Genomic DNA, 23,874 nt, shown 5'->3' with positions numbered 1-23,874 from the left:
CCCATTCTAAAAAATGAGCTCACTCTTAAACCATAGTTGATAGAAAATTGATCTGATAAAGATTGTTCTGCCATTGCATAAATAGCAGGTTCTATCGCATATTTTTGATCCAATTTATTCGGGGTGATAGGTGAGTCCGCTTTACTTGGCGTTATTTCTCCGGGATGGAAATGGTAATGGATTCCACTCAAACCATAGGACAGAGAAAAATCATCTGATATATAATGTTTAAAATCGTATTTGATATTTAAATTTTGAATTCCAGAATCCCAATTAAATCCAACAAAATCTAAATTTAGAAAATAATTGTATTCACTGTAGATTAAAGTAAGGTTGGAAAATAATTTATCGCTAAACAAATGATTCCAACGCGTATTGAATGTTTGGTTACCATATGTGTTTACAAATAAATTTGCGATATTGAATTTATCCCTTCCAAAATATCCTGAAAAGTATAATTTATTTTTTTCGTCTAGATCAAAATTTAATTTGGCATTTAAGTCATAGAAATAAATTGTGTTGTCTTTTGTTTCTGGATTTAATTTAAGGAACAAATGTGCATATGATCCACGTCCTGCAATTAGATAAGAACTTTTATTATTCTGGATCGGACCTTCTGCCATCAACCTGCTTGAAATCAATCCTATTCCACCGGTAAAGTGATGTTCTTTTTTGTTTCCGTCTTTTTGATGTACATCTAAAACAGAAGATACACGACCACCATATTTTGCAGGAATTCCTCCCTTGTAAAGTTTGACATCTTTGATTGCGTCTGCATTAAAAATAGAGAAAAAACCGAAAAAGTGAGATGAACTGTAAAGGGTAGCTTCATCTAAAAGAATTAAATTCTGATCCTCAGCACCACCACGCACATTGAAACCTGAAGCACCTTCTCCAGCACTAGTAACTCCCGGAAGCAATTGAATGGACTTAATGATATCCACTTCTCCTAAAACTACAGGCATTTCTTTGATGGTATTCACCGAAATCTTGTGAACACTCATTTCTGGTTTTTTAAGGTTCATGATACGGTTGTTGCTTTTGACAATAACCTCATCAATTTGTTCACTTGCTGCCTTTAAACTAAAGTTTTCTTTTAGGTTAGAACTAAGAGTGATTTTTTTCGTAATTGTTTGATACCCCAAATAACTAATTTCTAGGTTGTATTCACCTTTAGGAAGTGTGATTGAGTAAAAACCATAGCCATTGGTAACGGTACCTCTTTGCTGATCAGGAAAAATAACGTTTACCCCAATAAGAGTTTCTCCACTGCTTTCTTCTGATACGATCCCACTTAAAGTGTAGTTTTCCTGTGCATAACTAAAACTTGAAACAAGAGTTATGAAGAATAATAGGATTTTTTTAGTCATAGTTGTTTAGTGTAAAATCAATAATGTTAAACAAAAGTACAATTTTCTTTGAATTAAATGATGTTTTCTAATATGTTATTTGTCTATACAAGTATTTAAATTTCTTATAACCGCAGTTAATTTTGAAATTAGAAAAACGCAATTTTACGAGCAAATATAGTAGGTTTTATTGTTTGAAATAACTTATTCCTCTATTTTAACATTAGGGTAATGTTGATATTATTTATGAGGATTTAATTAAAAATGTATCTTCGAATTTCAATTAGAGATAATAATGAAAAAATACAAAGTACAAAGAGTAGAAAATAACGCTGTTAAAATTTCAGGAAAGAGTGATTCAATAATTTGGAATAAGGCGGAAGCTTTGACGGACTTTTCTTCCCCTTGGAGCTCGCAGGAGCATGCAAAAATTTCTTTCAAGGCACTTTATGATGATGAGAAGTTTTATTTTAGTTTTTCTGTGCATGATTCAGAAGTTCATATGGATACTTCAGGAGATGGTATTGAGAATATTGGGAACTCCGATAGGGTAGAGCTTTTTTTTAGAAAAAATAAAGATTTAAATCCCTATTACTGTCTTGAAATTGATCCTTCTGTTCGAATTATGGATTTTATAGCAAAACCAAATAAAGATTTTGATTTTTTATGGAATTGGCCAAAAGAAGATATTATTGTTAAGTCAGATATTCAAGATCATCTTTTTGTGGTAGAGGGGTCTATTTCCCTAAAGAGTATGAAATCTTTTGGTTTGATTCAAGACAATAAAATTGAAGCGGGAATTTTCCGTGCGAAGTATAATTTAGAACAAAATAAAGAATACCATCCTACTTGGATAACTTGGGTGAATCCTCAAACAGAGGAGCCTAATTTCCATATTTCTAGTTCCTTTGGTATTTTAGAACTGGCACAGCTACAATAGATATTGTTCGTAATTTTCTGAGTTGATAATATCAATGGGTAATAAAGTTTCCATTGGATTCGATGTACCAAATAATAGCAATTCGGCCAACTGACTTAAACCCAAAAAAGTTTGTTGTTGTGGGTTTTGATGGATTAAAAAATCGATCGCATCAGATTTTAATAAGCTTGTGTTTTCTTGAATCAAGTCGTAACCAACTACTTTTAGTTTACGTCTGTTTTCTTGATTTATATTTCCTGCTATATAGGTTTTAGAGGTGGTAACAAAAACACCTTTTGCTGAGTTTTTTTCTGCGAATTCTAAAAGTTTTTGAGAGGAAATTGAAGTATTGTTATAGTTACTTTGATAGGTAATAATAGAAAAATTATCTAAACTATGATCCGAGAAAAATTCTCGAAAGCCTTTTTCTTTTGCTTGCATATGTGTTGCATTGTCAAGATCTTGATCTATATGGGCAATAACAAGTGTTCCTTCCTTTAGCAAAGTGTCAAATAGTTTTGCCGCAATTCTTCCACTTTTATAAAGATCTTGACCAATAAACCTTACACTTTTTTTGGATTTTATGGTATTGTTGAATGTAGATAGTAAAATTTCATTTTCTTCACATAATTCAGCTATTTGCAAAGCTTCTTTATTGAAAAGAGGAACCATAAGAATAGCATCTGGTTTGCTTTCAATTACTTTGGTTGTTATGTCGATAAAATTTTGGGTAGAATGAGAGGCATAAGTTCTTGTTTCTATAGCAATCCCAAAATTTTGGAATTTTTCTTTGACTTGTTTTACTGCAATCAAACAGGGTGACCAAAACGAGTCTTCTTTGACATCCGGGATGATAAGAGATAATCTGTAGATTTTATTGCTTTTAAGAGTTTTGGCTATAGGGTTTGGTTTGTATTCTATTTGATCTAAAATAGCATTTACTTTTTTTAGTGCATCTTCCGAAACTCTCCCGCGCTTATGTAATACTCTGTCGACCGTACCTTTTGACACCCCTGCCAGTTCAGCAATGTCTTTAATAGTGTATTTTTTTATCATGATACAAATATAACAATTTTTTAAGATTGTTCTCGAGCACACGTTTTTACTGTGCTCGAGAACACAAGTGCCGTGTTTTCGAACACATATCTTTGTGTGCTCGAGCACATTTTTTGCGTTTTTTCTTTTTTTATCAAATGATATTCTCTAGTTTTGTATCAGGAAAACAAAATATTTTATTCTTAAAACTCTGAAAAAGAGTAGTTAAATTAATTTTAGTTATGAGTAGAAACAAACCAACATTAGTAATTTTAGCCGCCGGAATGGGAAGTAGGTATGGTGGATTAAAGCAAATAGATTCTTTTACACCACAGGGGGATACCATAATTGATTTTTCAATTTATGATGCATTAGAGGCGGGTTTTGGAAAATTTGTGTTTATCATTAGAAAAAGTTTTGAGAAGGAGTTTAAAGAAATATTCAATCAAAAGCTAGATGGCAAGGCTGAAGTTGCTTATGTGTATCAAGAATTAGATAGTGTGCCTTCTAAGTTTATCAATCCCGAAAGAACAAAACCATGGGGAACGGGGCATGCTTTGTTGATGACGAAAGATGTTATTGATACAAATTTTGCGATTATAAATGCCGATGACTTTTACGGTAAACAAGCATTTAAAATTATGGTTAGGGCTCTACAGGAAATAAAAGAAGATTCCTATAATTTTAATATGATAGCTTATTCTTTAAAGAATACGGTATCGGATTATGGTTTTGTTTCTAGAGGAGAGTGTCAAGTAGATGATAATGGGTTTTTATTAGATGTTACCGAAAGAACTCATATTGAAAAAATAAATGGATCTCTTAAGAGAAAGAATTCAAAAGGTAATTTTATAGATATAGATGAGAATGCTACGGTTTCCATGAACTTTTGGGGTTTTACTCCGAAATGTTTTGATTTTGGAAGTCAATTATTTGAACAATTTTTAGAAGACAATACAGAAAACCTAAAAGCTGAATTTTTCCTACCCTCTGTTGTCAATGAAATATTAAAGTCAGGTAAAGCGAAAGTCGAAGTTTTAAAATCAGATGCCCAATGGTTTGGAGTCACTTATAAAGAAGACAAAGAGATTGTGCAAGAGGCAGTGTCCAAATTAAAATCAGAAAAGGAATATCCTGTAAATTTATGGTAATATGCTAACAAAAAAACTTAAAAAGGTATTTGAACAGTTTGATCAGTCTTCTAATTTTCAGTCTTATAAAGAATTAGCTTCAGGTCATATAAACGACACGTATTTTATAGAAACCGATGAAAGTCCTTTTTATGTATTACAAAGAATAAACCATGGAGTCTTCCATGATGTTCCAGGACTGATTGAGAACAAAGTAGCTGTCAGTGATCACCTTCGAAAGAAACTTATATCCCAAGGAAAAAATGCAAATAATGTTTTAAGTTTTATCAAGACTAAAACAGGCGCTTCTTACTATAAAGGAGACGAAGGGAATTATTGGAACCTGATGGTTTTTATTGAGAACAGTGTTACCCATGAAATAGTTACGGCTGAAGAGATTGCTTTTGAAGGCGGGAAACTGTTTGGAGAGTTTTTAGAAATGACCAATGATTTTGATGCCTCAACTTTGTGTGAAGTAATTCCCAAATTTCATGACATGTCTTTTAGGTATTCTCAATTTTATGATTCCTTAAAACAAGCATCTGATGAAAGGCTATTAAAGGCTTCTGTTTATATAGATTTAGTAAATCAAATGAAGGAAGAAATGCACATTCTGCAAAACTTGAAAGAATCTGGTGCTATAAAAATTAGGGTAACACATAATGACACTAAAATTTCCAATGCTCTTTTTGATAAGAATAATAAAGGCTTGTGTGTCATTGATACGGATACGGTAATGCCTGGTATTGTTCATTATGATTTTGGAGATGCGATTAGAACCATTTGTAATACGGCGGCCGAGGATGAGAAGAACTTGGATTTGGTGAAATTTAATAGTGCTTTTTATAAGGCCTATAAAAAAGGTTTTTTAGAGAAAATTGGAACTGCCATTTCAGAAATAGAATCAAAATATTTGATAACAGGTGCAAAATCCATGATTTTTATTATGGCGATACGCTTTCTAACAGATTTTTTGAATGGAGATATTTATTACAAAACTTCCTATGGAGAACATAATTTAGATCGATCAAAAAATCAATTTAAATTATTAGAAAGTTTAAATAATCAAATTAGCGAACTATAAATTTTTTAGAAATGAACTCGAAAAACAACAATCTAATCCCGATAATAATTATTGCAGCTGTGTTTTTTATTTTTGGTTTTGTAACTTGGATCAATGGTGCGTTGATACCCTTTATGAAAACAATTAATGAATTGACTGAGGCACAGTCTTATTTGGTTGCATCAGCGTCCTATGTGTCTTTTGTAATAATGGCAATTCCGGCATCATTTGTAATTGAAAAAGTTGGCTATAAAAACGGAATGTCATTAGGTTTATTAATAATGTCTGTTGGCGCGTTGATATTTATTCCCGCAGCAGATTCTAGAACATATACGCTTTTTTTGACAGGGATTTTTGTTCAAGGAATTGGAATGACTTTACTGCAAAGTGCAGCAAATCCATATATAACTATTCTTGGCCCGATAGAAAGTGGAGCAAAGCGAATAGCAATAATGGGAATTGCCAACAAAGTTGCTGGGTCCTTAGGCTCTCTTATTTTTGGAGCATTGTTATTATCTGGAATAGATGAGGTAAAATTGCAATTGAATACAGCAAGTATTCAGGAGAAAAATGTGTTACTAGATGAAATGGCGAATAGTGTTGTTTTACCGTATGTAGCTATGGCATTGGTTCTATTTATACTAAGTTTTTTTATTAGAAAAGCCCCTTTACCAAATGTGGAGGTTTCAGAAGATGTTACTGAAGAGGTGGATACTAAAAAAACGAGTGTCTTTCAATTCCCACATTTATGGCTGGGTGTTTTGACGTTATTTGTATATGTTGGTGCAGAAGTAATAGCGGGTGATACTATCATAGCTTATGGCATATCACTTGGGTTTCCGGCTTCGGAGGCAAAATTTTTTACGACAATTACTTTATTAGCGATGGTACTTACCTACGGTATAGGAGCTATTTTAATTCCTAAATATTTGAAACAAGGAACAGCTTTAAAGATAAGTGCACTTTTAGGGATTATTTTTAGTATCTCTATTATGTCAACAACAGGATTTACATCTGTACTGTTTGTGGCAGCCTTGGGGATTGCTAATGCTTTAGTGTGGCCAGCGGTATGGCCCCTAACATTAAAAGGTTTAGGGAGATTTACTAAAACAGGTAGTGCCTTATTAATTATGGCTATTTCTGGAGGAGCTGTAATTCCCCCTTTGTATGGACGTTTAGTAGATTCGAACAAAGAGGAATTAATATTAAATGGTATTGGAGATTCAGAGGCGGTATCCTTAGCGGTAACTGAAAGTTATTGGATTTTATTACCATGTTATTGCATTATTTTATTTTTTGCAATGTATGGTCATAAGTTAAAATCATGGACACCGAAATTTTAATTGGAAAAAAGAATAATTTAAATTATCAATATATGTTGAAAAGTATCACAGACAATGCGACGGGATTCGAAAAAAGATTCGAAAATATTGGAACAGAAGTTTTTGAAGATTCAAAAAGTGCTTCAAAAGCTGTTGCTAGAGAAATTTCTAATTTGATTTTAGAAAAGCAGAAAGAAAAAAAATACTGTGTATTAGGCTTGGCAACAGGTTCTAGTCCGAAAGGATTGTATACAGAGCTAGTACGTTTGCATAAAGAAGAAGGATTGAGTTTTAAAAATGTGGTTAGTTTTAATTTGGATGAATATTATCCTATGGAGCCCGATTCGGTGCATAGTTATGTTCGTTTTATGAAAGAACTTCTTTTCAATCATATAGATATCAAACCAGAAAATTGTTATGTCCCAGATGGGACACTAACCAAGCAGGAAATTTCGGATTATTGCAAAGAATACGAGGCTAAGATCGAAGCCTTAGGAGGAATTGATTTGCAAATATTAGGGATAGGTGGTAATGGACATGTTGGTTTTAATGAGTCTGGGGCATTACAGAATTCTAAAACGAGATTGGTAGCTTTAGATCATATGACAAGAGTTGCAGCCAGTGCTGAGTTTTTAGGATTGTCAAATACGCCTAGAACAGCAATTACTTTAGGTGTAAAAAAAATCATGGAAGCAAAAAGAGTCATTCTTTTGGCTTGGGGTGAATTGAAATCAAATGTTATTAAAGCCGCTGTTGAAGGAGAAGTGACAAGTAAGATTCCTGCCTCTTATTTGCAAGAACATGACAATGCTACTTTTGTATTAGATAAAGAGGCATCTTCCAAATTATTAAGAATCAAAAAACCATGGTTGGTTGAACAAGTGAATTGGAGTGAAGATATGATTCGTAAAGCGGTAATTGGTCTTGCCATGGAGTTAAAAAAGCCAATTCTGATGCTTACAGATGATGATTATATCGAAAATGGAATGAGTGACTTGTTGGCTTCTGAAGGAAAGGCATATGATATCAATATAGAAGTATTTAACAAACTTCAGAATACAATTAGCGGATGGCCAGGAGGGAAGCCAAATGCAGATGATTCAAATAGACCCGAAAGAGCTCAACCAGAAAAGAAAAGAGTATTGATTTTTAGCCCACACCCCGACGATGATATCATTAGTATGGGAGGGACATTTAAAAGATTACAGGAGCAAGGACATGAGGTTCATGTCGCCTATCAAACTTCGGGAAATATTGCAGTAGCTGATGATGAAGCACTTAGGTTTGCAAACTTTGTGACAGATTATAATAGTCATTTTCATATAGAAAGTCCTGAAGCGTCTAGTATTTTTAAAGAAGCGAAAAACTTTTTAAAACATAAAAAGGGAAGTGATATTGATAGTTCAGCAGTACGTCATATCAAGGGATTGATACGTAAAGGAGAAGCAAGAGCAACTAGCTATTTTGTAGGTTTAAATGATGAGCAAATTCATTTTATGAATTTGCCTTTTTATGAAACAGGTACGATTGAAAAAAATCCTGTAGGCCCTGCGGATATAAAATTAACAATGGATTTGATAGAAAAAATTAAACCACATCAAATATATGCGGCAGGAGATTTAGCAGATCCACATGGGACTCATAAGGTGTGTTTGGATGCAATTTTTGAAGCCGTTAAAAACTTAAAGGAAAAATCATTCATGAAGGATTGTTGGGTTTGGCTATATAGAGGAGCCTGGCAAGAATGGGGAATAGACGAGATAGAAATGGCCGTTCCAATGGGACCAGATCAAGTATTAGAAAAACGTTATGGAATATTTAAACACCAATCTCAAAAGGATGGAGTGGTCTTTCAGGGAAGTGATAGTAGAGAGTTTTGGCAACGAGCTGAAGATAGAAATAAAGAAACGGCAGACTTATATAGTTTATTAGGACTTGCAAGATATGCTGCCATGGAGGCATTTGTCAGATGGCATTATTGATAGTTTAGTGTTTTAAACTGTAAAGCCATTGCAATTATGTTGTAATGGCTTTTTTTTGTTTTAAAAGCTATGCTGTTTTTTAACAGTGCAACCTTGAGATAGCATGTAAAGGAAAGTGTTCTAATATTTTTGAATGGAAAATAAGAACTACATTGATTGACGATCCAAAAAGTAAAATGGATTTTTTATTTCGCCTTTCTTTTTATTTAAAATCATAGATGCAGCTGTGCCTCCCATTTTTTTAAAGTCGGTAGAAACTACAGAAATCCCAAGTAATTCTTTTAAAGGAGTATCATTATAAGATAGTACACCTATGTCTTCTCCTATGATAAATTCATTATCTCTAATAAGGTTGATTAAATTCACCAAATCATCTTCTACAATAGTAATGAACAGATCCCCTTTTTTAAGGATCATATCATCGTATATTTCATCTATAATTTCAAAGTCTAAGGATTTATTTACGCAAAATTTTCGAAATCCATGCACAATTCTTTTAGGGTATGGGTATACAGATTTATCCGGGTACACCAATACTATTTTCTTGTATTTCGCAATTTTGGTATAGCCTTCTTCTAGAGAATCGTATATGTCATTTTCGTAGTCTTGATAAATCTTAATAATATTACCATCAATTTGCTGATTGAGGTTGTCAAGCATGATTAATTTTTTCTTTGGTATCTCATTAAGGGCTTTGACAACACTCTCGGGAGAACTCATATGTTTAGAATCTTCGCTCTTAAAATGAGACATCACAATATAATAATCGTAAGAGCCTTTATTTTTTTCTAGCAAATTTAAAAAGACCGATTCATCACAATGATAAATTTGGAGGTCTGTATGTGAATTGGCACCTATACTGTGGTTAAAGGAATTATAAATTTGTAACTTATAAGAACTTAGTTTATTGACGAGAAATAAAATATTCGTTTTTGAAATTAAATTTGTTTTTGCAATATAGTACCCCTTTCCTCTAACCGCAGTAATGATTTTTCTCTTTTTTAAAATCTTGTACGCCTTTTCTACAGTATCTCTAGACAAATAAAATTCTTCACTTAACATATTAATGGATGGCATTTTTTCACCCATAGCAAAATGACCATTAGAAATGTTTTCCGTAACTGAATCTACGATTTGGATATATTTTGGTTTTCTCGAATCTTCATCGATAAAAATATTTTTAAAAACGTCCATGTTCATTTTATGTTTTAGGTGAGCAAGTCAAGATAAATATTTTCCTTGCTAAGGAATACTAGCGAAAGATAGAAAAAAAAATACTTGCAATGTGTAAAATATGCATAGGTAATTTGAGTTTCTAAAGAGACCTTGAATATTTTATACTTACCATTATAAGTATTTACCTACTGCTGTTTTAATACATTCTTAAAGAAAAATAGCTTTTAACAAAACAAAATTTTACGCTTCATCAATATATTTTAGATATTCCAATTAATTTTGAAACATAAATGGTTATGAATTTTCTAGAGATTTCCTCATAAACTCTTCGGCTTTTTCCACCATTTTGGTACTTCCGCAAAATATAGGAACTCGTTGATGTAGCTCCGTAGGTTGCAAATCCATAATTCGTTGAAAACCATCGGTTGCTTTACCAAGAGCTTGTTCTGCAATAAAGGCTATAGGATTACATTCATATAACAAACGCAGTTTTCCTTGAGGTGCAGTAGAACTAGTAGGATATATATATATACCTCCTTTGATCATATTTCTATGAAAATCGGAGACTAGCGAACCGATATAGCGTGAAGTATAGGGTCTGTCTTCCTCTTCTGCCTGACAATATTTTAAATAATCTTTAACTCCTTGAGGGAAATGTGCATAATACCCTTCATTTATAGAATAAATGTTTCCTCTTTTGGGAAACTTCATATCTGGATGTGAAAGATAAAAAGTTCCCAACGCAGGGTTTAATGTAAATCCGTTTACTCCATGCCCAGTGGTATATACCAACATTGTAGAGGTTCCATAAACAATATATCCTGCGGCTACTTGCTCATTTCCTTTTTGTAAAAAATCTTCTTTTTGAACAGGGGTTCCTTCAGGTGTAATTCTTCGGTATATAGAGAAAATTGTACCAACAGATACATTTACATCTATATTTGAAGAACCATCTAAGGGGTCTATTAATAAGACGTATTTATTTGATTTTGAGTTTTCTTTTCCATTAATAATAACAAAATCATCTTCCTCTTCACTGGCTATTCCGCAAACAATTTCTCTATTAATAAGCGCCGATTTGAAAACGTCATTTGCATATACGTCTAGTTTTTGCTGAACCTTTTCTTGAATTAAGGAATTTCCCACTTTGAGAACCTTGAGAGAAATCATCAGTAGAAAACTCGACAGGAAATCTACTCCCTCCATCCCTATAATACCAGCCGTTTTCTACATATGTGTTTCCAACGACAGGTGCTGGATTCTCCTCAAAATCTCCTTTTGAGATTTCATTTTGTTGGGCATAAAAGTTAGTTGCAACTAAAGCGATAATAATAAAAGTAATTTTTTTCATATTCGATTAAAATTTAAAGTTGTTAAATAAGGAACATATTTTCGAGTGTTTTTAAATGCTCCTATTACAAGGGTACAAGTGGACTAAAAAAGGGTGATTCACTTTTGAAAAAAATAAAACAAGCTTTTAATGTGCTAGATTTATTTGTATTCTTTTGGAAAGTCAAAAAGGTTATACTTTAACAAAATAATCTAGAAATGAGATTCTACTTTTATTATAAAACTGCATCTGTCTTAATCGTTTTTATATCCATTGTATTAAGGTTTGTGTCCGTGGCTGTATTCATACAAAACAGTATGAATTAAAATAAAATAACTCGTTACAGGGTAGTGCAGGATAGAATTAACTTTTAGTGCGTATATCTTTGTCCTGTACACAAATGAATCTTATTTAAAAACTAAATTAAAAGATCAAAAAAACAATAAAATGAAACAAACTATCGCAGAATTCAAACATGTAGATTATTTATGGGACGATAAAAAAGTCGCAGCCATTGGAGATGATCAAGTAGAATTATTTTTATATCGTTCTAATATTTTAGGAGCTGATTTAAGAATTACCAACTACGGAGGAGGGAATACAAGTTGTAAGACTATCGAAAAAGACCCGTTGACGAATGAGGAAGTAGAAGTGATGTGGGTAAAAGGATCAGGTGGAGATATCGGAACTTTGAATAGAGCTGGTATAGCTGGTTTGTATACGAACAGATTACGTGATTTGAAAAATGTATATGGAGGTATGGCTGATGAAGATCGTATGGTAGGTTTGTTTGACCACTGTATTTTTGATTTGGATAGTAAAGCACCTTCTATTGATACACCGTTACATGGTTTGTTGCCATTTGCACATATCGATCACTTGCATCCTGATGCATTGATTGCTGTTGCTGCTGCTGAAAATAGTGAGCAGGTAACCAAAGAAATTTGGGGTGATACTATGGGGTGGGTGCCTTGGCAACGTCCTGGTTTCGATTTAGGATTGCAGTTAGAAAAATGTTTGGCAGATAATCCTGGTATTCGTGGAATCGTTTTAGGTTCTCATGGTTTATTTACTTGGGGTGATACTTCTTTCGAGTGTTATATGAATAGTTTGGAAGTTATTGAAATGGCTTCAAACTACATCGAAAATAAAATCGCTGAAAATGGTAGCGTTTTTGGAGGGCAAAAAATCACGAGTCTTCCAAAAGAAGAAAGAACTGAAAAAGCAGCACAAATCATGCCTTTATTAAGAGGTTTGTGTTCTTCTGAAAACAGAATGATTGGTCATTTCTCTGATACAGATGTGGTATTAGAATTTATCAATAGTAATGATTTGGAAAGATTGGCTCCAATGGGAACTTCTTGTCCAGACCATTTCTTAAGAACTAAAATTCAGCCGTTGGTATTGACTTTGGATAAAAATGAAGATTTGTCTGATAGTGCTACTGTATTAGCAAAATTAGAGCCTGCATTTGAAGCTTATAGAGCGGAATATGTTGACTACTACAATACCTGTAAAAAAGCGAACAGCCCAGCAGTACGAGATGCCAACCCGGTGATTATTATTTATCCAGGAGTGGGAATGTTTAGTTTTGCGAAAAACAAGCAAACAACACGTGTAGCGAATGAATTTTATACAAATGCAATTAATGTAATGCGTGGTGCAGAAGCCATCACCTCTTATACTTCATTGCCAAGACAAGAGGCTTTTGATATTGAATATTGGTTGTTAGAAGAAGCAAAATTACAGCGTATGCCTAAAGAGCAACCTTTGTCTAGAAAAGTTGCTTTGGTAACTGGAGCTGGAGGAGGAATCGGAAAAGCCATAGCTGATAAATTAGCGGCAGAAGGTGCTACGGTAGTATTAACGGACATCAACGAACAAAGCTTGATTGAAGCTCATGCAACTTACAAAAGAGATGTTTCTACTTATGCAGTATGTGATGTTACAGATACTGAATCTATTGCAAGTGCGTATAAAAAAGCATGTGTTGAGTTTGGTGGAATCGATATCGTAGTGCACAGTGCTGGATTGGCGATCTCTAAACCTTTAGAAGATACAACTGATAAGGATTGGAATATCTTACAAAGTATTTTGGTAAAAGGTCAGTTCGACTTAGCAAAACAATTCTCAGCAATTACGCGTCAACAAGGATTGGGAGGTGATTTTATTTCTATTGCTAGTAAAAATGGATTGGTTGCTGGACCTAATAATGTTGCTTACGGAACAGCGAAAGCTTCACAACAGCACATGGCTCGTTTGTTAGCTGCTGAATTGGCGAAAGACAAAGTAAGAGTAAATACGGTAAACCCTGATGGAGTTATTGTAGGAAGTAAAATATGGGAAGGTGCTTGGGCCGAAGGTCGTGCAAAAGCGAACGGAATCACTGTTGAGGAGCTACCTGCATTTTATGCAAAAAGAAACTTATTACATGCAATCATAACACCTGCTGATATTGCAAACGGAGTATTCTCTTTTGTTGGAATTACTGACAAATCTACCGGGAATATTTTGAATGTAGATGGAGGGATGGCAAATGCCTTTGTAAGATAAATTTAGTTTGGTTTAATTCTAAAAACTTCCATAACTTGGGTAACCCAGCTCTTTGGGAGTTTTTATTCACAAAAAGAACAACAGATGAAAATAGAAGCACAACACTTAGAAGATGCAAACAAAAACCTTTTGGATGCACACAAAGATAATTTTGACTATTTAGCAACGAAGCTTACAAATAATGGTCATAACGTAGAAAAAATCCTTAACAAGTTAGCAGAATTTCAGGTAGCCATTCCTAGTTGGGCCTTGGGTGCAGGAGGAACGCGATTTGGACGTTTTTCTTTTTATGGAGAACCTTCTACCTTAGAACAAAAGATAGAAGATGTAGGTCTTTTACATTCTCTTACTCAAACAGCTGGAGCAGTTTCTTTGCACATTCCATGGGATGTGCCAGAGGACTACAATGCTGTTAAAGAGTTGGCAAGTTCATTGGATATTAAATTTGATGCTGTCAATTCAAATACTTTTCAGGATCAAAAAGATGCTGCGGAGACTTATAAATACGGTTCTTTAAGTAATACAAGTCAAGCTGTACGTGAACAAGCGATTCAGCACAATTTAGATGTCATTAATATAGGAAACAAATTAGGATCTAAAGCCTTGACTGTATGGTTGGCAGATGGTTCTTGTTTTCCAGGACAAAACAATTTCCAAACTGCTTTTCAAAACACACAAGACAGTTTAAAAGATATCTACAAAGGGTTACCAGATGACTGGAAAATGTTAGTGGAGTACAAACCGTACGAGCCAAATTTCTACAGCACTGTAATTCAAGATTGGGGTGCTTCTTTGATGTTGGCGAATGAATGTGGTGAAAAAGCTTATACTTTGGTAGATCTAGGACATCATCTTCCAAATAGTAATATAGAACAAATTGTTTCTATTTTGCAATTGAAAGGTAAATTAGGAGGTTTCCACTTCAATGACAGTAAGTATGGAGATGATGATTTAACAGTAGGAAGTATCAAGCCATATGCTTTGTTTTTGATTTTCAATGAGTTGGTGTACGGAATGGAGAACAATCCTCAAAATCCTGATTTGGCTTGGATGATTGATGCGAGTCATAATGTGAAAGATCCGTTGGAAGATTTGATTCAATCGTTAGAGGCTATTCAAGAGGCGTATGCAAAAGCACTTTTGATTGATCAAGATGCTTTAAAAGCAGCTCAGTTGAACAACGATGTAGTTAAATGCCAGGAAATCTTGCAAGAAGCATACAGAACAGATGTACGTCCGTTGCTAGAAAAAGCACGTTTGAATAGAGGAGGTGCTATCAGTCCAATCAAAGCGTATCGCGAATTGGATTTGAGAAACCACTTGATTGATACGAGAGGTAAACACACCATTGCAACTGGTTTATAATATTTTTTTTAGCACCATAGTGATGAGTCATCTTCGCTCTGGTGCTTTTAATTTAAGCCTATCTTACTTAATCCTACCCTATTAACACATAAAACTCCCTTTTGAAAAAACTAAAAGTAACCGCTGTTTTTGACATCGGTAAAACCAATAAAAAATTCTTCCTTTTCGATAAAAATTTCAAAGAAGTTTATCGTGAATACTCTCGGTTTGAGGAAATAGAAGATGAAGACGGATATCCTACAGAAAACCTTGCAGCCCTTCAAAGTTGGTTGAAAGATTTGTTTCACCGTATTTTAGATACCGAAGAATACGATGTAAAAGCAATTAACTTTTCTACTTATGGTGCGAGTTTTGTCCACCTCGATGCAGATGGAGAAGTAGTGACTCCTTTATATAATTACCTGAAGGAAATTGATCCCGAGGTTGAAAACTCTTTTTATAAAAAGTATGGACCTGAAAGTGAAATCTCTACAAAGACAGGTTCACCTAAATCAGGACTTTTAAACTCTGGTTTGCAGTTGTATTGGTTAAAACATACCCAACCTGAGGTTTTTAAAAAGATTAAATATTCTTTACATCTCCCTCAATATCTGAGTTATGTGTTCACTGGGATTCCATTGAGTGAATATACCAGCATTGGCTGTCATACCGCCTTATGGGATTATGAGAAAAAAGATTACCATGAGTGGGTCTATGCGGAAGAGATTCATAAAATCCTACCCCCTATAGTTTCTACAGAAACAAGTATCAATATGAACTACAACGGAAAACGCATCAAAATAGGTGTAGGGATTCATGATAGTTCTTCGGCATTGATTCCGTATATCAGAGGTTCTAAAAAGCCTTTTGTTTTGGTTTCAACAGGGACTTGGAGTGTTTCATTAAATCCGTATTCGAAGACTTTATTAAACGAACAAGAACTGCGTGACGATTGCATCAATTATATGCGAATAAACGGAAAGGCAGTTAAATCATCTAAATTACTTTTAGGAAACGAATACAAGCACCAAGTTACCTTTTTAAGTGAGCAATACAAGGTTCCTTATGAAAAGCATATTGAAGTCAAATTTGACTATGATACTTATAAAAAAATAGAGTCAAATTTCAAACCTTGTTTTAAATGGAGATACTTGAATGCTGAGGATGCACTTGAAGAAACTATACTTACGCACAGTACCTATGAGGAAGCGTATCACCAATTACTTATAGAATTGACGCATTTACAGGTAAATAACATTCAAGCAGCAAAAGGTGGAGACGCATCTATCAAGCGTCTATTTGTAGATGGAGGATTTAGTGATAATGATGTGTTTATCAAGTTGCTATCTCATTATTTAAGAGATATGAAATTGCTATCTACTAGTTCGTCTTTAGGTTCTGCTTTGGGAGCTGCGATTGTGATTTCGGATAGCAAATTAAATTCTAAGTTTTTAAAAGAGAATTATGCCTTAAAAAAGCATGTTCCTTTTATCATTGGAGGTTAGAATTATAAAATAAAAATGAATACCATGAATTAGTATAATAATACTTACCTATAAATCAGTCACTATGTCAACAAAAGTCAATTTAGTACATCCAAGGAATCAAATTACGGAGATTATTGATAGAATTTACAAACGGGGAATGACAACTACTTCAGGTGGGAACATTTCTGTAATAGATGCTAACGGAGATATTTGGGTGACGCCATCTGCGGTAGATAAAGGCTCTTTAAGAGCTTCTGATATTATATGTGTAAAAAAGGATGGAACGATAATTGGAAAGCATAAGCCTTCTTCAGAGTTTCCATTTCATAAAGCTATTTATGAATCGAGACCTGATATAAAATCAGTAATTCATGCGCATCCACCAGCATTAGTATCTTTTAGTATTGTACGTCAAATACCTAATACAAATATTATTTCTCAAGCAAAACATATTTGTGGTCCTATAGGATATGCTAAATATGAAATTCCAGGTAGTGATTTGTTGGGTGAAGTAATTGGAGAAGAGTTTAAGAAAGGCTACAAAGCAATTATCATGGAGAATCACGGAACCGTTTTAGGGGGTAGTGATTTGACAGATGCTTATGAACGTTTTGAGGCATTAGAATTTTGTGCAAGAACAATTTTATACGGATCCCAAATTGGGAAACCGAAGTATTTAACAGATGCTCAAATAGATCAATTTGAGACACAGGCTACTGGTGTTTTACCAGAGATGGAAGCTACTGTACATAGTTCAGAAGAACAAGAAAAACGTTTAGAAATATGTAAAATTGTTCAGCGTTCTTGTCAACAAGGTTTGATGATAGGTTCTTACGGAACCGTTTCCATGAGATTAGAAGGGCAAGATTTTCTTATTACACCAACAGATGTTGATCGTTGGGATTTAGAACTAGAAGATATTGTACAGGTGAAATCTGGAAAAAGAGAAGCTGGAAAAGTACCTAGCAGGGCCACTTGGATTCATCAGGAAATATACGATCGCAATCCGAAAGTGAATTCAATTATTATGACACAATCACCTTATTTAATGGCTTTTGGCGTTACAGATGAAGAAATAAATGTACGTACTATTCCAGAGAGTTGGATCTTTTTACAGGATATTCATAAAGTAAAATATGGACATCATTTTAAGCAGAGTAATAATTCAGAAATTGTAGATAATTGTTCTACGGCTGTTATTATAGAGAATGATTCTGTGATTGTTACAGGGGATAAGTTATTACAAACATTTGATTATTTAGAAGTAGCTGAGTTCAGTGCAAAATCAATAGTATTAGGAACGTCATTAGGAAATATGGTTCCAATTAGTGATGAACAAGTAGAAGATTTAAGAGAGAAGTTTCTTACATAAAGAGATAAAAATAAACCAATAATTAAACTAAAATATATAAGCAATGAGTCAAGTGAATATGGAAGAAGCAGCGATTGTAGAAGCTACAGGTGAATTCGAAAGAGAACCTGTTCCGCAGTCCAAATTAAAAGGTTGGAAAAGTTTTATCGGAATGTATGCCGGTGAACATGCAGCTGGAACAGAATTTATGATTGGTCCTTTGTTTTTGACGGCTGGAGTAAGTGCCTTTGATTTAATTATTGGATTGATTATTGGGAATTTATTAGCGGTTCTAAGCTGGCGTTTTTTAACGGCAGAAATAGCGGTTAAGAATCGATTGACTTTGTATTATCAATTGGAGAAAATATGTGGTAAAAAACTGGTTACAGGTTATAATCTGGCTAATGGGATTTTGTTTTGTTTCTTGGCTGGATCGATGATTACCGTATCAGCAACGGCAGTCGGAATACCATTTAACATGCCTATGCCAAAATTAGACGATACCTTACCCAATGGAATGACCTGGGTAATTATTGTAATCCTTCTAGGGGCAGTGATTTCTATCATTGCAGCGCGTGGTTATGATACAGTAACGAAAGCTGCTAACTGGATGTCACCTATCATTGTACTGGCTTTTGTAGCTTGTGGAATTGTTGCGTTGAGCCAATTGGGAGTCTCTAGTTTTTCTCAGTTTTGGGACATTTGGGGAACAGGATCTGAACCTTTTCCTGGACAAACAAAATTTACATTTTGGCATGTTGTGATTTGGTCATGGTTTGCCAATGGAGCCATGCATATTGGTATGTCTGACTTGTCGGTATTTCGTTTTGCAAAAGAAGCAAAGGCAGGATGGGCTACCGCTGCAGGAATGTATGTAGGTCATTATATGGCATGGATAGCAGCGGCTTTATTGTATGCAGTGTATATTCAGTCACCAGAAGCACAGGCTTTTTTAACAAACGGACAAGCACCACCTGTTGCACCGGGACCGATGGCATATAATGCAATTGGTGTTTTTGGAATCATTGCTGTGGTATTAGCTGGTTGGACAACTGCAAACCCTACTATTTATAGAGCAGGACTGGCTTTTCAAGCAATTCTTCCAAAATTATCTACAGTTTCAGTTACTATCTTGGCAGGTGGAATTGCAACCATAGCAGGACTATTTCCTGCCTTTGCAATGAAGCTTTTAGGATTTGTTGCTTTATACGGATTTATTTTGTCTCCTTTTGGAGCTGTTATCGCCTTTGAACACTTTTTCCATAAAGATTGGGGGATCACTAAAAACTATGCGGAAGTAGCAGGTTTACAAGTAAACAAAGCAGTATTGTTCGCATGGGCAATCAGTTTTGGTTTGTTTTACTTTATCTCCGTTTATTTTGATGTGTTCTTATCCTTTGTAACCTTACCATCTTGGTTGTTATGTGGATTCTTATTTATGGTGTTTAGCAAGTACTACCAAAAGAAATAATTATTTAAAAAAAAACCTCTCCAAATTATCACAACGCCCTACTTGTTTTAAGTAGGGCGTTGTGTTTTATTACAATATTAAATAATAGAGGGATTTTTGCTTTTCTATAACAAATTCATTTTTAGAATAATGAAATTACTCAAAGCTAAGATCATTTTTTAAACTGTGGTATTATCTACCAAATGCTTCACCAATTCTAAAATATAGGCCCCAATCGTCTTTTCCTGCAGCGACATCCATACCTACGGTTATTCTAGATTTAGGAATTGCCATAAAACGTATTCCAGCTCCAACTGCAGGCAGTAAATTATCAAAACTTAGGTCTGAAGGTCCATCAATTGCCGTAGCAACTCCACCAAAAGCAACATAACCCCACTTCTCTGCAAACCAATGTCTATATTCTGTTTGTATATCATACACTTGGTCAGCCCTGTATTTTCCATTAGAGTAACCTCGTAAGTCGTCTCTACCCACTACATTTTGACCAGAAAAAGGGACATCTCCAACTGATATTTGTCCGAAAGCTCTTATTAATAATGTGTTTCTTTTTCCTTGTTGAAAAAAGTGATTGTATTGAAAGTTAATATTTGAATAGTTAGCTGTACTTCCAAGGCTTTCAAGAAAAGTATTTGTTGTTAATTTAGCATTGAAACCTTTGATAGGTTGCATTTGGTTGTCTCTTTTGTCATATTCAGTTGAAAGTCCGAAACCAAATAAGTTTTGTGTTTCAGAAGGGTTTCCTTCTACGTCAAACACTGTTTTATTGTGAGCATAAATAATATTAATTCCGGCATATAATCGGTCATATACGTTAATTAAAAAGTCAGCATATAAAAACTGAACATTGGTGTTGTAATCAATAAACTGTCCACCTTCTTCTCCCTGAAATATAGGAGGAATTGGAATACCTATATTGTCGAAAATAGTTGAGTAATCTACAAATGTTTGGAAATTTATACTTCCCAAACCAGCAACCAATAGTGATCTGTATTTATCTTCTTTAAAATAAAATTTACTAGGCAAAATTGTCATCCAAGTTTTATTTGCGGAGTATCTTCCAATAAACATAGTGCTTGATTCAGGAGAAATGGTATCTGTACTATTTAGATTATAAAAAAGGCCAGCCATAACTCCCACGGAAGTTTTAAAGCTATTATTATAAGAAACAGTTGGGATAATTACTTTTCTAAGTTTTTTTTCATCTTCAGATTTCTCTTCTTTTACTTCTTGTGAGTTTATATTTATGGTTATACAAAATATAAAAAATAAGATAGAAAAGAAATTTAGGTTGTTGGTTGTTTTAATCATAATCTAATTGTTTAAAATGATTTACTGCCCATTTTTCCTTTTAATATTGCTGCAGAGTCTACACCTAGCTTTTTCTGAATTTTAAATGCTTCTACTGAGGTGATATCAAGTTTTTTAATTCTTTCTTTTTTGACAAAGACCACATCCCCAGACATTGGACTTGGGGCACCTGGAAGAAAAACAGTAAAAAGCTCTTCATCAAGTTTGTCCATTAAAATTCCTAATTGCCACGTTTCTTCAATATCAACTAATATAATTTCATTGTCTGTATTGTTTTCAATTCCAATGGCAGTTTCTGTCATTCCCTTGATCATTCCATATCCAGGGATATTTGATAATAGCGTTGTTTCTATCCAGTTTTTAAATTGATTGGCTTTTTGGGTTTTGGCAATTAATCCAGCAATCAAGCAGATGAAAATCAGAACTGTAAATGCAACTAATCTCGCAACGGTTACACCTCCTATGGTATCTAATGGTAATTCTTTGACAATGGGTTTTACAAGGATTCGTAAAATTTCAATTACTTTTCCAAAAATTAGTAAGACAATTACAATCGGTACAATAAGAAAAACACCACCGATAAGTGTTGTTTTTAAGAAATTTAAAAATGTTTTCATTTACTTTAAGATAGCTTTTATAGGCGTCGCACTTTTAGACCAAATAGCATATTCTATGGCGATGTTTTTTGGACAATAAACAACTACTGGGAGTTTACTATTATAGCGTACATGTTCTGTTTTTGATCGAACAACTTTTTCTGTTAGATTTTCTTCCGGACAAGCCATTTGTGTACTCATCATCATGCCATCAGTTTCAAAAACATAATATGAGTATCCCCATCCTTGTACAGTCTTTCTATTGAATTTCCCAGCAAGACTGTGTTTGTTGCAATCCACTTTTGCGGATTTACCAGCCCATATCTCTAGGTTAAAAAGGCCCTCATCTTCTTCTATTGGGAGTTCAATAATATACCTGCTTAAGGTATCACTAGACTCAGGATACATGCTAAGATCGTAATCAGCGAATTTCTTTTCAGCAGGAGGATCACTCTCTTCTGTAGAAGTGCAACTCATTAGAATTAAAAGAGAACTAACTAGAAGTGTGATATATACTCTCATAAGAATGCAATTTTATGTGTATTTCAAATATACATAAAAATGTAGTGAATGGTGATTTTGATCTGTGAAATTTACCCTTTAAAGGGAAGGGTTAATTATTACAAATTAAGTATCTTTGCAGCCTGAAATACGAATGGTCTAAGGTAATTCAAGAATGTTTTTTTACTGAAAGTTTTGGTTTTAAAAACGACTCAGTTGCCATAATAAAACCATTAAATAAGAATAGAATGAAAAATATCACAGAAGTTTTAAAAGAAAGAATCCTTGTCTTAGATGGTGCTATGGGGACGATGCTTCAAGCGTATAAGTTTACGGAAGAGGATTTTAGAGGGGAACAGTTTAAGGATTGGAAATTGTCTGTGAAAGGAAATAATGATATGCTTTCCATCACACAGCCAGAAGCGATAAAAGAGGTGCATAGAAAATATTTCGCAGCAGGAGCTGATATTGTTGAAACCAATACATTTTCGAGTACTACCATTGCAATGGCAGATTATGAGATGGAAGATTATGTATATCAATTAAACTATGAGTCGGCAAAAATCGCAAAGGAAGTTGCGGATGAGTTTACCAAAGAGAATCCGGACAGGCCTAGATTTGTTGCAGGGTCAATAGGTCCAACTAACAAAACGGGTTCTATGTCACCTGATGTAAATGACCCCGGTTATAGAGCCATCACGTTTGATGAATTAAGAATAGCCTACAAACAACAAGCAGAAGCTTTATTGGATGGAGGATCTGATATTTTATTGGTAGAAACAGTATTTGATACTTTAAATGCCAAAGCAGCGTTGTTTGCGATAGAAGAAGTAAAAGATGAACGTGGTATTGAAGTTCCGGTAATGTTAAGTGGAACGATCACAGATGCGAGTGGACGTACTTTATCAGGTCAAACTGCAGAGGCATTTTTAATCTCGGTATCACATGTACCTTTGTTAACGGTTGGTTTGAATTGCGCTTTGGGAGCAAGTGCTTTGGTCCCTCACCTAGAGGCAATTTCTGGTAATACCGGGTTTGGTGTTTCTGCCCATCCTAATGCTGGATTGCCAAATGCATTTGGAGAATACGACGAAAGTCCAGAGGAAATGGCTGGACAGATTAAAGAATATTTAGATAAAAGTCTGATTAATATTATTGGAGGTTGTTGTGGTACGACACCAGATCATATCAAAGCGATTGCTGAGGTTGCAGGTAAATACAAACCAAGAGAAATAGCAGTTAGTTATTAGAATGCAGTTCGCTTGTATAGAGTCAAAATAGAATGTAAAAATAGTTAAAGGCCTTAAGCTAATAACTAAAAGCTGACGAATAAATGAGTCAAATTAAACAAACAAAATACATGAAGTTGTCTGGTTTAGAACCTTTGGTTTTAAGTCCAGATATGAATTTTATCAATGTTGGTGAAAGAACAAATGTAGCAGGGTCTCGTAAATTCTTGCGCCTTATCAAAGAGGAGCAATATGATGAAGCTTTAGCTATTGCCAGAGATCAAGTAGAGGGTGGTGCTCAAATTATTGACATCAATATGGATGATGGTATGATCGATGGTAAGGAAGCGATGGTTCGTTTTTTACATTTGATAATGGCTGAACCAGATATTTCTCGTGTACCTATCATGATTGATAGTTCCAAATGGGATATTATTGAAGCTGGATTGCAGGTTGTTCAAGGAAAGTGTGTTGTAAATTCTATCTCTTTGAAAGAAGGAGAAGACGCTTTTAGAAAGCATGTAAAATTATTGAAGCGCTATGGAGCTGCAGTAATTGTAATGGCTTTTGATGAGGTTGGACAAGCGGATAATTATGAACGTCGTTGTGAAATCGCAAAGCGTTCCTATGATATTATGGTGGACGAGTTGGGGTTCCCGTCTGAAGATATCATTTTTGATTTGAATATTTTTCCTGTAGCAACAGGAATGGAAGAGCATAGAAAAAAT

20 protein-coding genes are annotated in these 23,874 nt (G+C 34.2%); 12 read left to right on the top strand and 8 right to left on the bottom strand.

The window, feature by feature from the left end; all coding sequences use genetic code 11:
* The coding region (locus P8H68_RS11615) for a TonB-dependent receptor (protein WP_300325245.1) at nt 1-1,370 on the bottom strand (1,370 nt) is incomplete at its 3' end.
* Nucleotides 1,371-1,644: 274 nt separating this feature from the next.
* Between P8H68_RS11615 and P8H68_RS11610 the strand changes: the two genes are divergently transcribed.
* The gene (locus P8H68_RS11610; protein WP_300325242.1) at nt 1,645-2,289 is read left to right on the top strand and encodes a sugar-binding protein; all 645 of its coding nucleotides are present in this window, start codon (nt 1,645-1,647) and stop codon (nt 2,287-2,289) included.
* On the opposite strand, the gene P8H68_RS11605 is transcribed toward P8H68_RS11610, so the two are convergent.
* A complete protein-coding gene (locus P8H68_RS11605) occupies nt 2,281-3,324 on the bottom strand; it encodes a LacI family DNA-binding transcriptional regulator (RefSeq protein WP_300325239.1) in 1,044 nt (347 codons plus the stop codon). The two genes, P8H68_RS11610 and P8H68_RS11605, sit on opposite strands and share 9 nt — an antisense overlap.
* Before the next feature lie 221 nt (nt 3,325-3,545).
* Between P8H68_RS11605 and P8H68_RS11600 the strand changes: the two genes are divergently transcribed.
* From P8H68_RS11600 to nagB, 4 genes are read left to right on the top strand one after another with little or no spacing between them, the layout of a single operon-like run.
* The gene (locus P8H68_RS11600; protein WP_300325236.1) at nt 3,546-4,454 is read left to right on the top strand and encodes a sugar phosphate nucleotidyltransferase; all 909 of its coding nucleotides are present in this window, start codon (nt 3,546-3,548) and stop codon (nt 4,452-4,454) included.
* Nucleotide 4,455: 1 nt separating this feature from the next.
* Nucleotides 4,456-5,517, top strand: coding sequence for an aminoglycoside phosphotransferase family protein (locus P8H68_RS11595; protein WP_300325233.1), 1,062 nt, complete (start codon nt 4,456-4,458; stop codon nt 5,515-5,517).
* An 11-nt stretch (nt 5,518-5,528) separates the two neighbouring features.
* Nucleotides 5,529-6,839, top strand: a complete 1,311-nt coding sequence (locus P8H68_RS11590; RefSeq protein ID WP_300325230.1) for a sugar MFS transporter — start codon at nt 5,529-5,531, stop codon at nt 6,837-6,839.
* 32 nt (nt 6,840-6,871) lie between these two features.
* The gene (gene nagB, locus P8H68_RS11585; RefSeq protein ID WP_300325248.1) at nt 6,872-8,800 is read left to right on the top strand and encodes a glucosamine-6-phosphate deaminase; all 1,929 of its coding nucleotides are present in this window, start codon (nt 6,872-6,874) and stop codon (nt 8,798-8,800) included.
* A gap of 147 nt (nt 8,801-8,947) precedes the next feature.
* Here nagB and P8H68_RS11580 read toward each other — a convergent pair whose 3' ends face one another.
* The 3 genes from P8H68_RS11580 to P8H68_RS11570 form a co-directional block, all read right to left on the bottom strand.
* Nucleotides 8,948-9,994 carry a GntR family transcriptional regulator gene (locus tag P8H68_RS11580; RefSeq protein WP_300325227.1) on the bottom strand — a complete coding sequence of 349 codons (1,047 nt, stop codon included), beginning with the start codon at nt 9,992-9,994 and terminating at the stop codon, nt 8,948-8,950.
* Between the two features lie 276 nt (nt 9,995-10,270).
* A complete protein-coding gene (gene fbp / locus P8H68_RS11575; protein ID WP_300325224.1) occupies nt 10,271-11,122 on the bottom strand; it encodes a class 1 fructose-bisphosphatase in 852 nt (283 codons plus the stop codon).
* Nucleotides 11,064-11,327 (bottom strand): hypothetical protein, encoded by a 264-nt coding sequence (locus tag P8H68_RS11570; RefSeq protein ID WP_300325222.1) that lies wholly within the window; start codon nt 11,325-11,327, stop codon nt 11,064-11,066. Before P8H68_RS11570 ends, fbp begins: the two co-directional genes overlap by 59 nt.
* A gap of 426 nt (nt 11,328-11,753) precedes the next feature.
* On the opposite strand from P8H68_RS11570, the gene P8H68_RS11565 reads away from it, so the two are divergent.
* The 5 genes from P8H68_RS11565 (at nt 11,754) to P8H68_RS11545 (ending at nt 19,512) form a co-directional block, all read left to right on the top strand.
* The gene (locus tag P8H68_RS11565) at nt 11,754-13,859 is read left to right on the top strand and encodes a bifunctional aldolase/short-chain dehydrogenase (RefSeq protein WP_300325219.1); all 2,106 of its coding nucleotides are present in this window, start codon (nt 11,754-11,756) and stop codon (nt 13,857-13,859) included.
* Between the two features lie 84 nt (nt 13,860-13,943).
* On the top strand, nt 13,944-15,224 hold the full coding sequence (locus P8H68_RS11560; protein WP_300325217.1) for a sugar isomerase: 1,281 nt from the start codon (nt 13,944-13,946) through the stop codon (nt 15,222-15,224).
* A 101-nt stretch (nt 15,225-15,325) separates the two neighbouring features.
* Entirely contained in the window at nt 15,326-16,708 is a 1,383-nt protein-coding gene (locus tag P8H68_RS11555; RefSeq protein WP_300325214.1) for an FGGY family carbohydrate kinase, read from the top strand.
* 64 nt (nt 16,709-16,772) lie between these two features.
* The gene (locus tag P8H68_RS11550) at nt 16,773-18,062 is read left to right on the top strand and encodes a class II aldolase/adducin family protein (RefSeq protein WP_300325210.1); all 1,290 of its coding nucleotides are present in this window, start codon (nt 16,773-16,775) and stop codon (nt 18,060-18,062) included.
* Nucleotides 18,063-18,105: 43 nt separating this feature from the next.
* Complete coding sequence (locus P8H68_RS11545) at nt 18,106-19,512, top strand: hypothetical protein (protein WP_300325208.1); 1,407 nt, start codon at nt 18,106-18,108, stop codon at nt 19,510-19,512.
* 171 nt (nt 19,513-19,683) lie between these two features.
* Here the strand turns inward: P8H68_RS11545 and P8H68_RS11540 are convergent, their stop codons facing one another.
* From P8H68_RS11540 to P8H68_RS11530, 3 genes are read right to left on the bottom strand one after another with little or no spacing between them, the layout of a single operon-like run.
* A complete protein-coding gene (locus P8H68_RS11540) occupies nt 19,684-20,820 on the bottom strand; it encodes a BamA/TamA family outer membrane protein (protein WP_300325205.1) in 1,137 nt (378 codons plus the stop codon).
* A gap of 11 nt (nt 20,821-20,831) precedes the next feature.
* Nucleotides 20,832-21,437 (bottom strand): DUF502 domain-containing protein, encoded by a 606-nt coding sequence (locus tag P8H68_RS11535; protein ID WP_300325202.1) that lies wholly within the window; start codon nt 21,435-21,437, stop codon nt 20,832-20,834.
* Entirely contained in the window at nt 21,438-21,938 is a 501-nt protein-coding gene (locus P8H68_RS11530; protein ID WP_300325199.1) for an ecotin family protein, read from the bottom strand.
* 227 nt (nt 21,939-22,165) lie between these two features.
* Here P8H68_RS11530 and P8H68_RS11525 point away from each other — a divergent pair, with 227 nt between their 5' ends.
* A complete protein-coding gene (locus P8H68_RS11525) occupies nt 22,166-23,167 on the top strand; it encodes a homocysteine S-methyltransferase family protein (protein ID WP_300325196.1) in 1,002 nt (333 codons plus the stop codon).
* A gap of 83 nt (nt 23,168-23,250) precedes the next feature.
* Nucleotides 23,251-23,874: dihydropteroate synthase (locus P8H68_RS11520; RefSeq protein ID WP_300325193.1), on the top strand; the 624-nt coding region annotated here is incomplete at its 3' end.

Source organism: Flavicella sp. (assembly GCF_029238425.1).
Lineage (GTDB): Bacteria > Bacteroidota > Bacteroidia > Flavobacteriales > Flavobacteriaceae > Flavicella.
The sequence above is the reverse complement of the archived record's forward strand: the minus strand, read 5'-3'. Positions and strand labels throughout refer to the sequence as shown.

Bases quoted from the DNA above. Each gene is read 5' to 3' on its own strand.
- P8H68_RS11610 (WP_300325242.1), top strand. From the start codon at position 1,645: ATGAAAAAATACAAAGTACAAAGAGTAGAAAATAACGCTGTTAAAATT.
- P8H68_RS11605 (WP_300325239.1), bottom strand. From the start codon at position 3,324: ATGATAAAAAAATACACTATTAAAGACATTGCTGAACTGGCAGGGGTG.
- P8H68_RS11600 (WP_300325236.1), top strand. From the start codon at position 3,546: ATGAGTAGAAACAAACCAACATTAGTAATTTTAGCCGCCGGAATGGGA.
- P8H68_RS11595 (WP_300325233.1), top strand. From the start codon at position 4,456: ATGCTAACAAAAAAACTTAAAAAGGTATTTGAACAGTTTGATCAGTCT.
- P8H68_RS11590 (WP_300325230.1), top strand. From the start codon at position 5,529: ATGAACTCGAAAAACAACAATCTAATCCCGATAATAATTATTGCAGCT.
- nagB (WP_300325248.1), top strand. From the start codon at position 6,872: ATGTTGAAAAGTATCACAGACAATGCGACGGGATTCGAAAAAAGATTC.
- P8H68_RS11580 (WP_300325227.1), bottom strand. From the start codon at position 9,994: ATGGACGTTTTTAAAAATATTTTTATCGATGAAGATTCGAGAAAACCA.
- P8H68_RS11570 (WP_300325222.1), bottom strand. From the start codon at position 11,327: ATGAAAAAAATTACTTTTATTATTATCGCTTTAGTTGCAACTAACTTT.
- P8H68_RS11565 (WP_300325219.1), top strand. From the start codon at position 11,754: ATGAAACAAACTATCGCAGAATTCAAACATGTAGATTATTTATGGGAC.
- P8H68_RS11560 (WP_300325217.1), top strand. From the start codon at position 13,944: ATGAAAATAGAAGCACAACACTTAGAAGATGCAAACAAAAACCTTTTG.
- P8H68_RS11550 (WP_300325210.1), top strand. From the start codon at position 16,773: ATGTCAACAAAAGTCAATTTAGTACATCCAAGGAATCAAATTACGGAG.
- P8H68_RS11545 (WP_300325208.1), top strand. From the start codon at position 18,106: ATGAGTCAAGTGAATATGGAAGAAGCAGCGATTGTAGAAGCTACAGGT.
- P8H68_RS11540 (WP_300325205.1), bottom strand. From the start codon at position 20,820: ATGATTAAAACAACCAACAACCTAAATTTCTTTTCTATCTTATTTTTT.
- P8H68_RS11535 (WP_300325202.1), bottom strand. From the start codon at position 21,437: ATGAAAACATTTTTAAATTTCTTAAAAACAACACTTATCGGTGGTGTT.
- P8H68_RS11530 (WP_300325199.1), bottom strand. From the start codon at position 21,938: ATGAGAGTATATATCACACTTCTAGTTAGTTCTCTTTTAATTCTAATG.
- P8H68_RS11525 (WP_300325196.1), top strand. From the start codon at position 22,166: ATGAAAAATATCACAGAAGTTTTAAAAGAAAGAATCCTTGTCTTAGAT.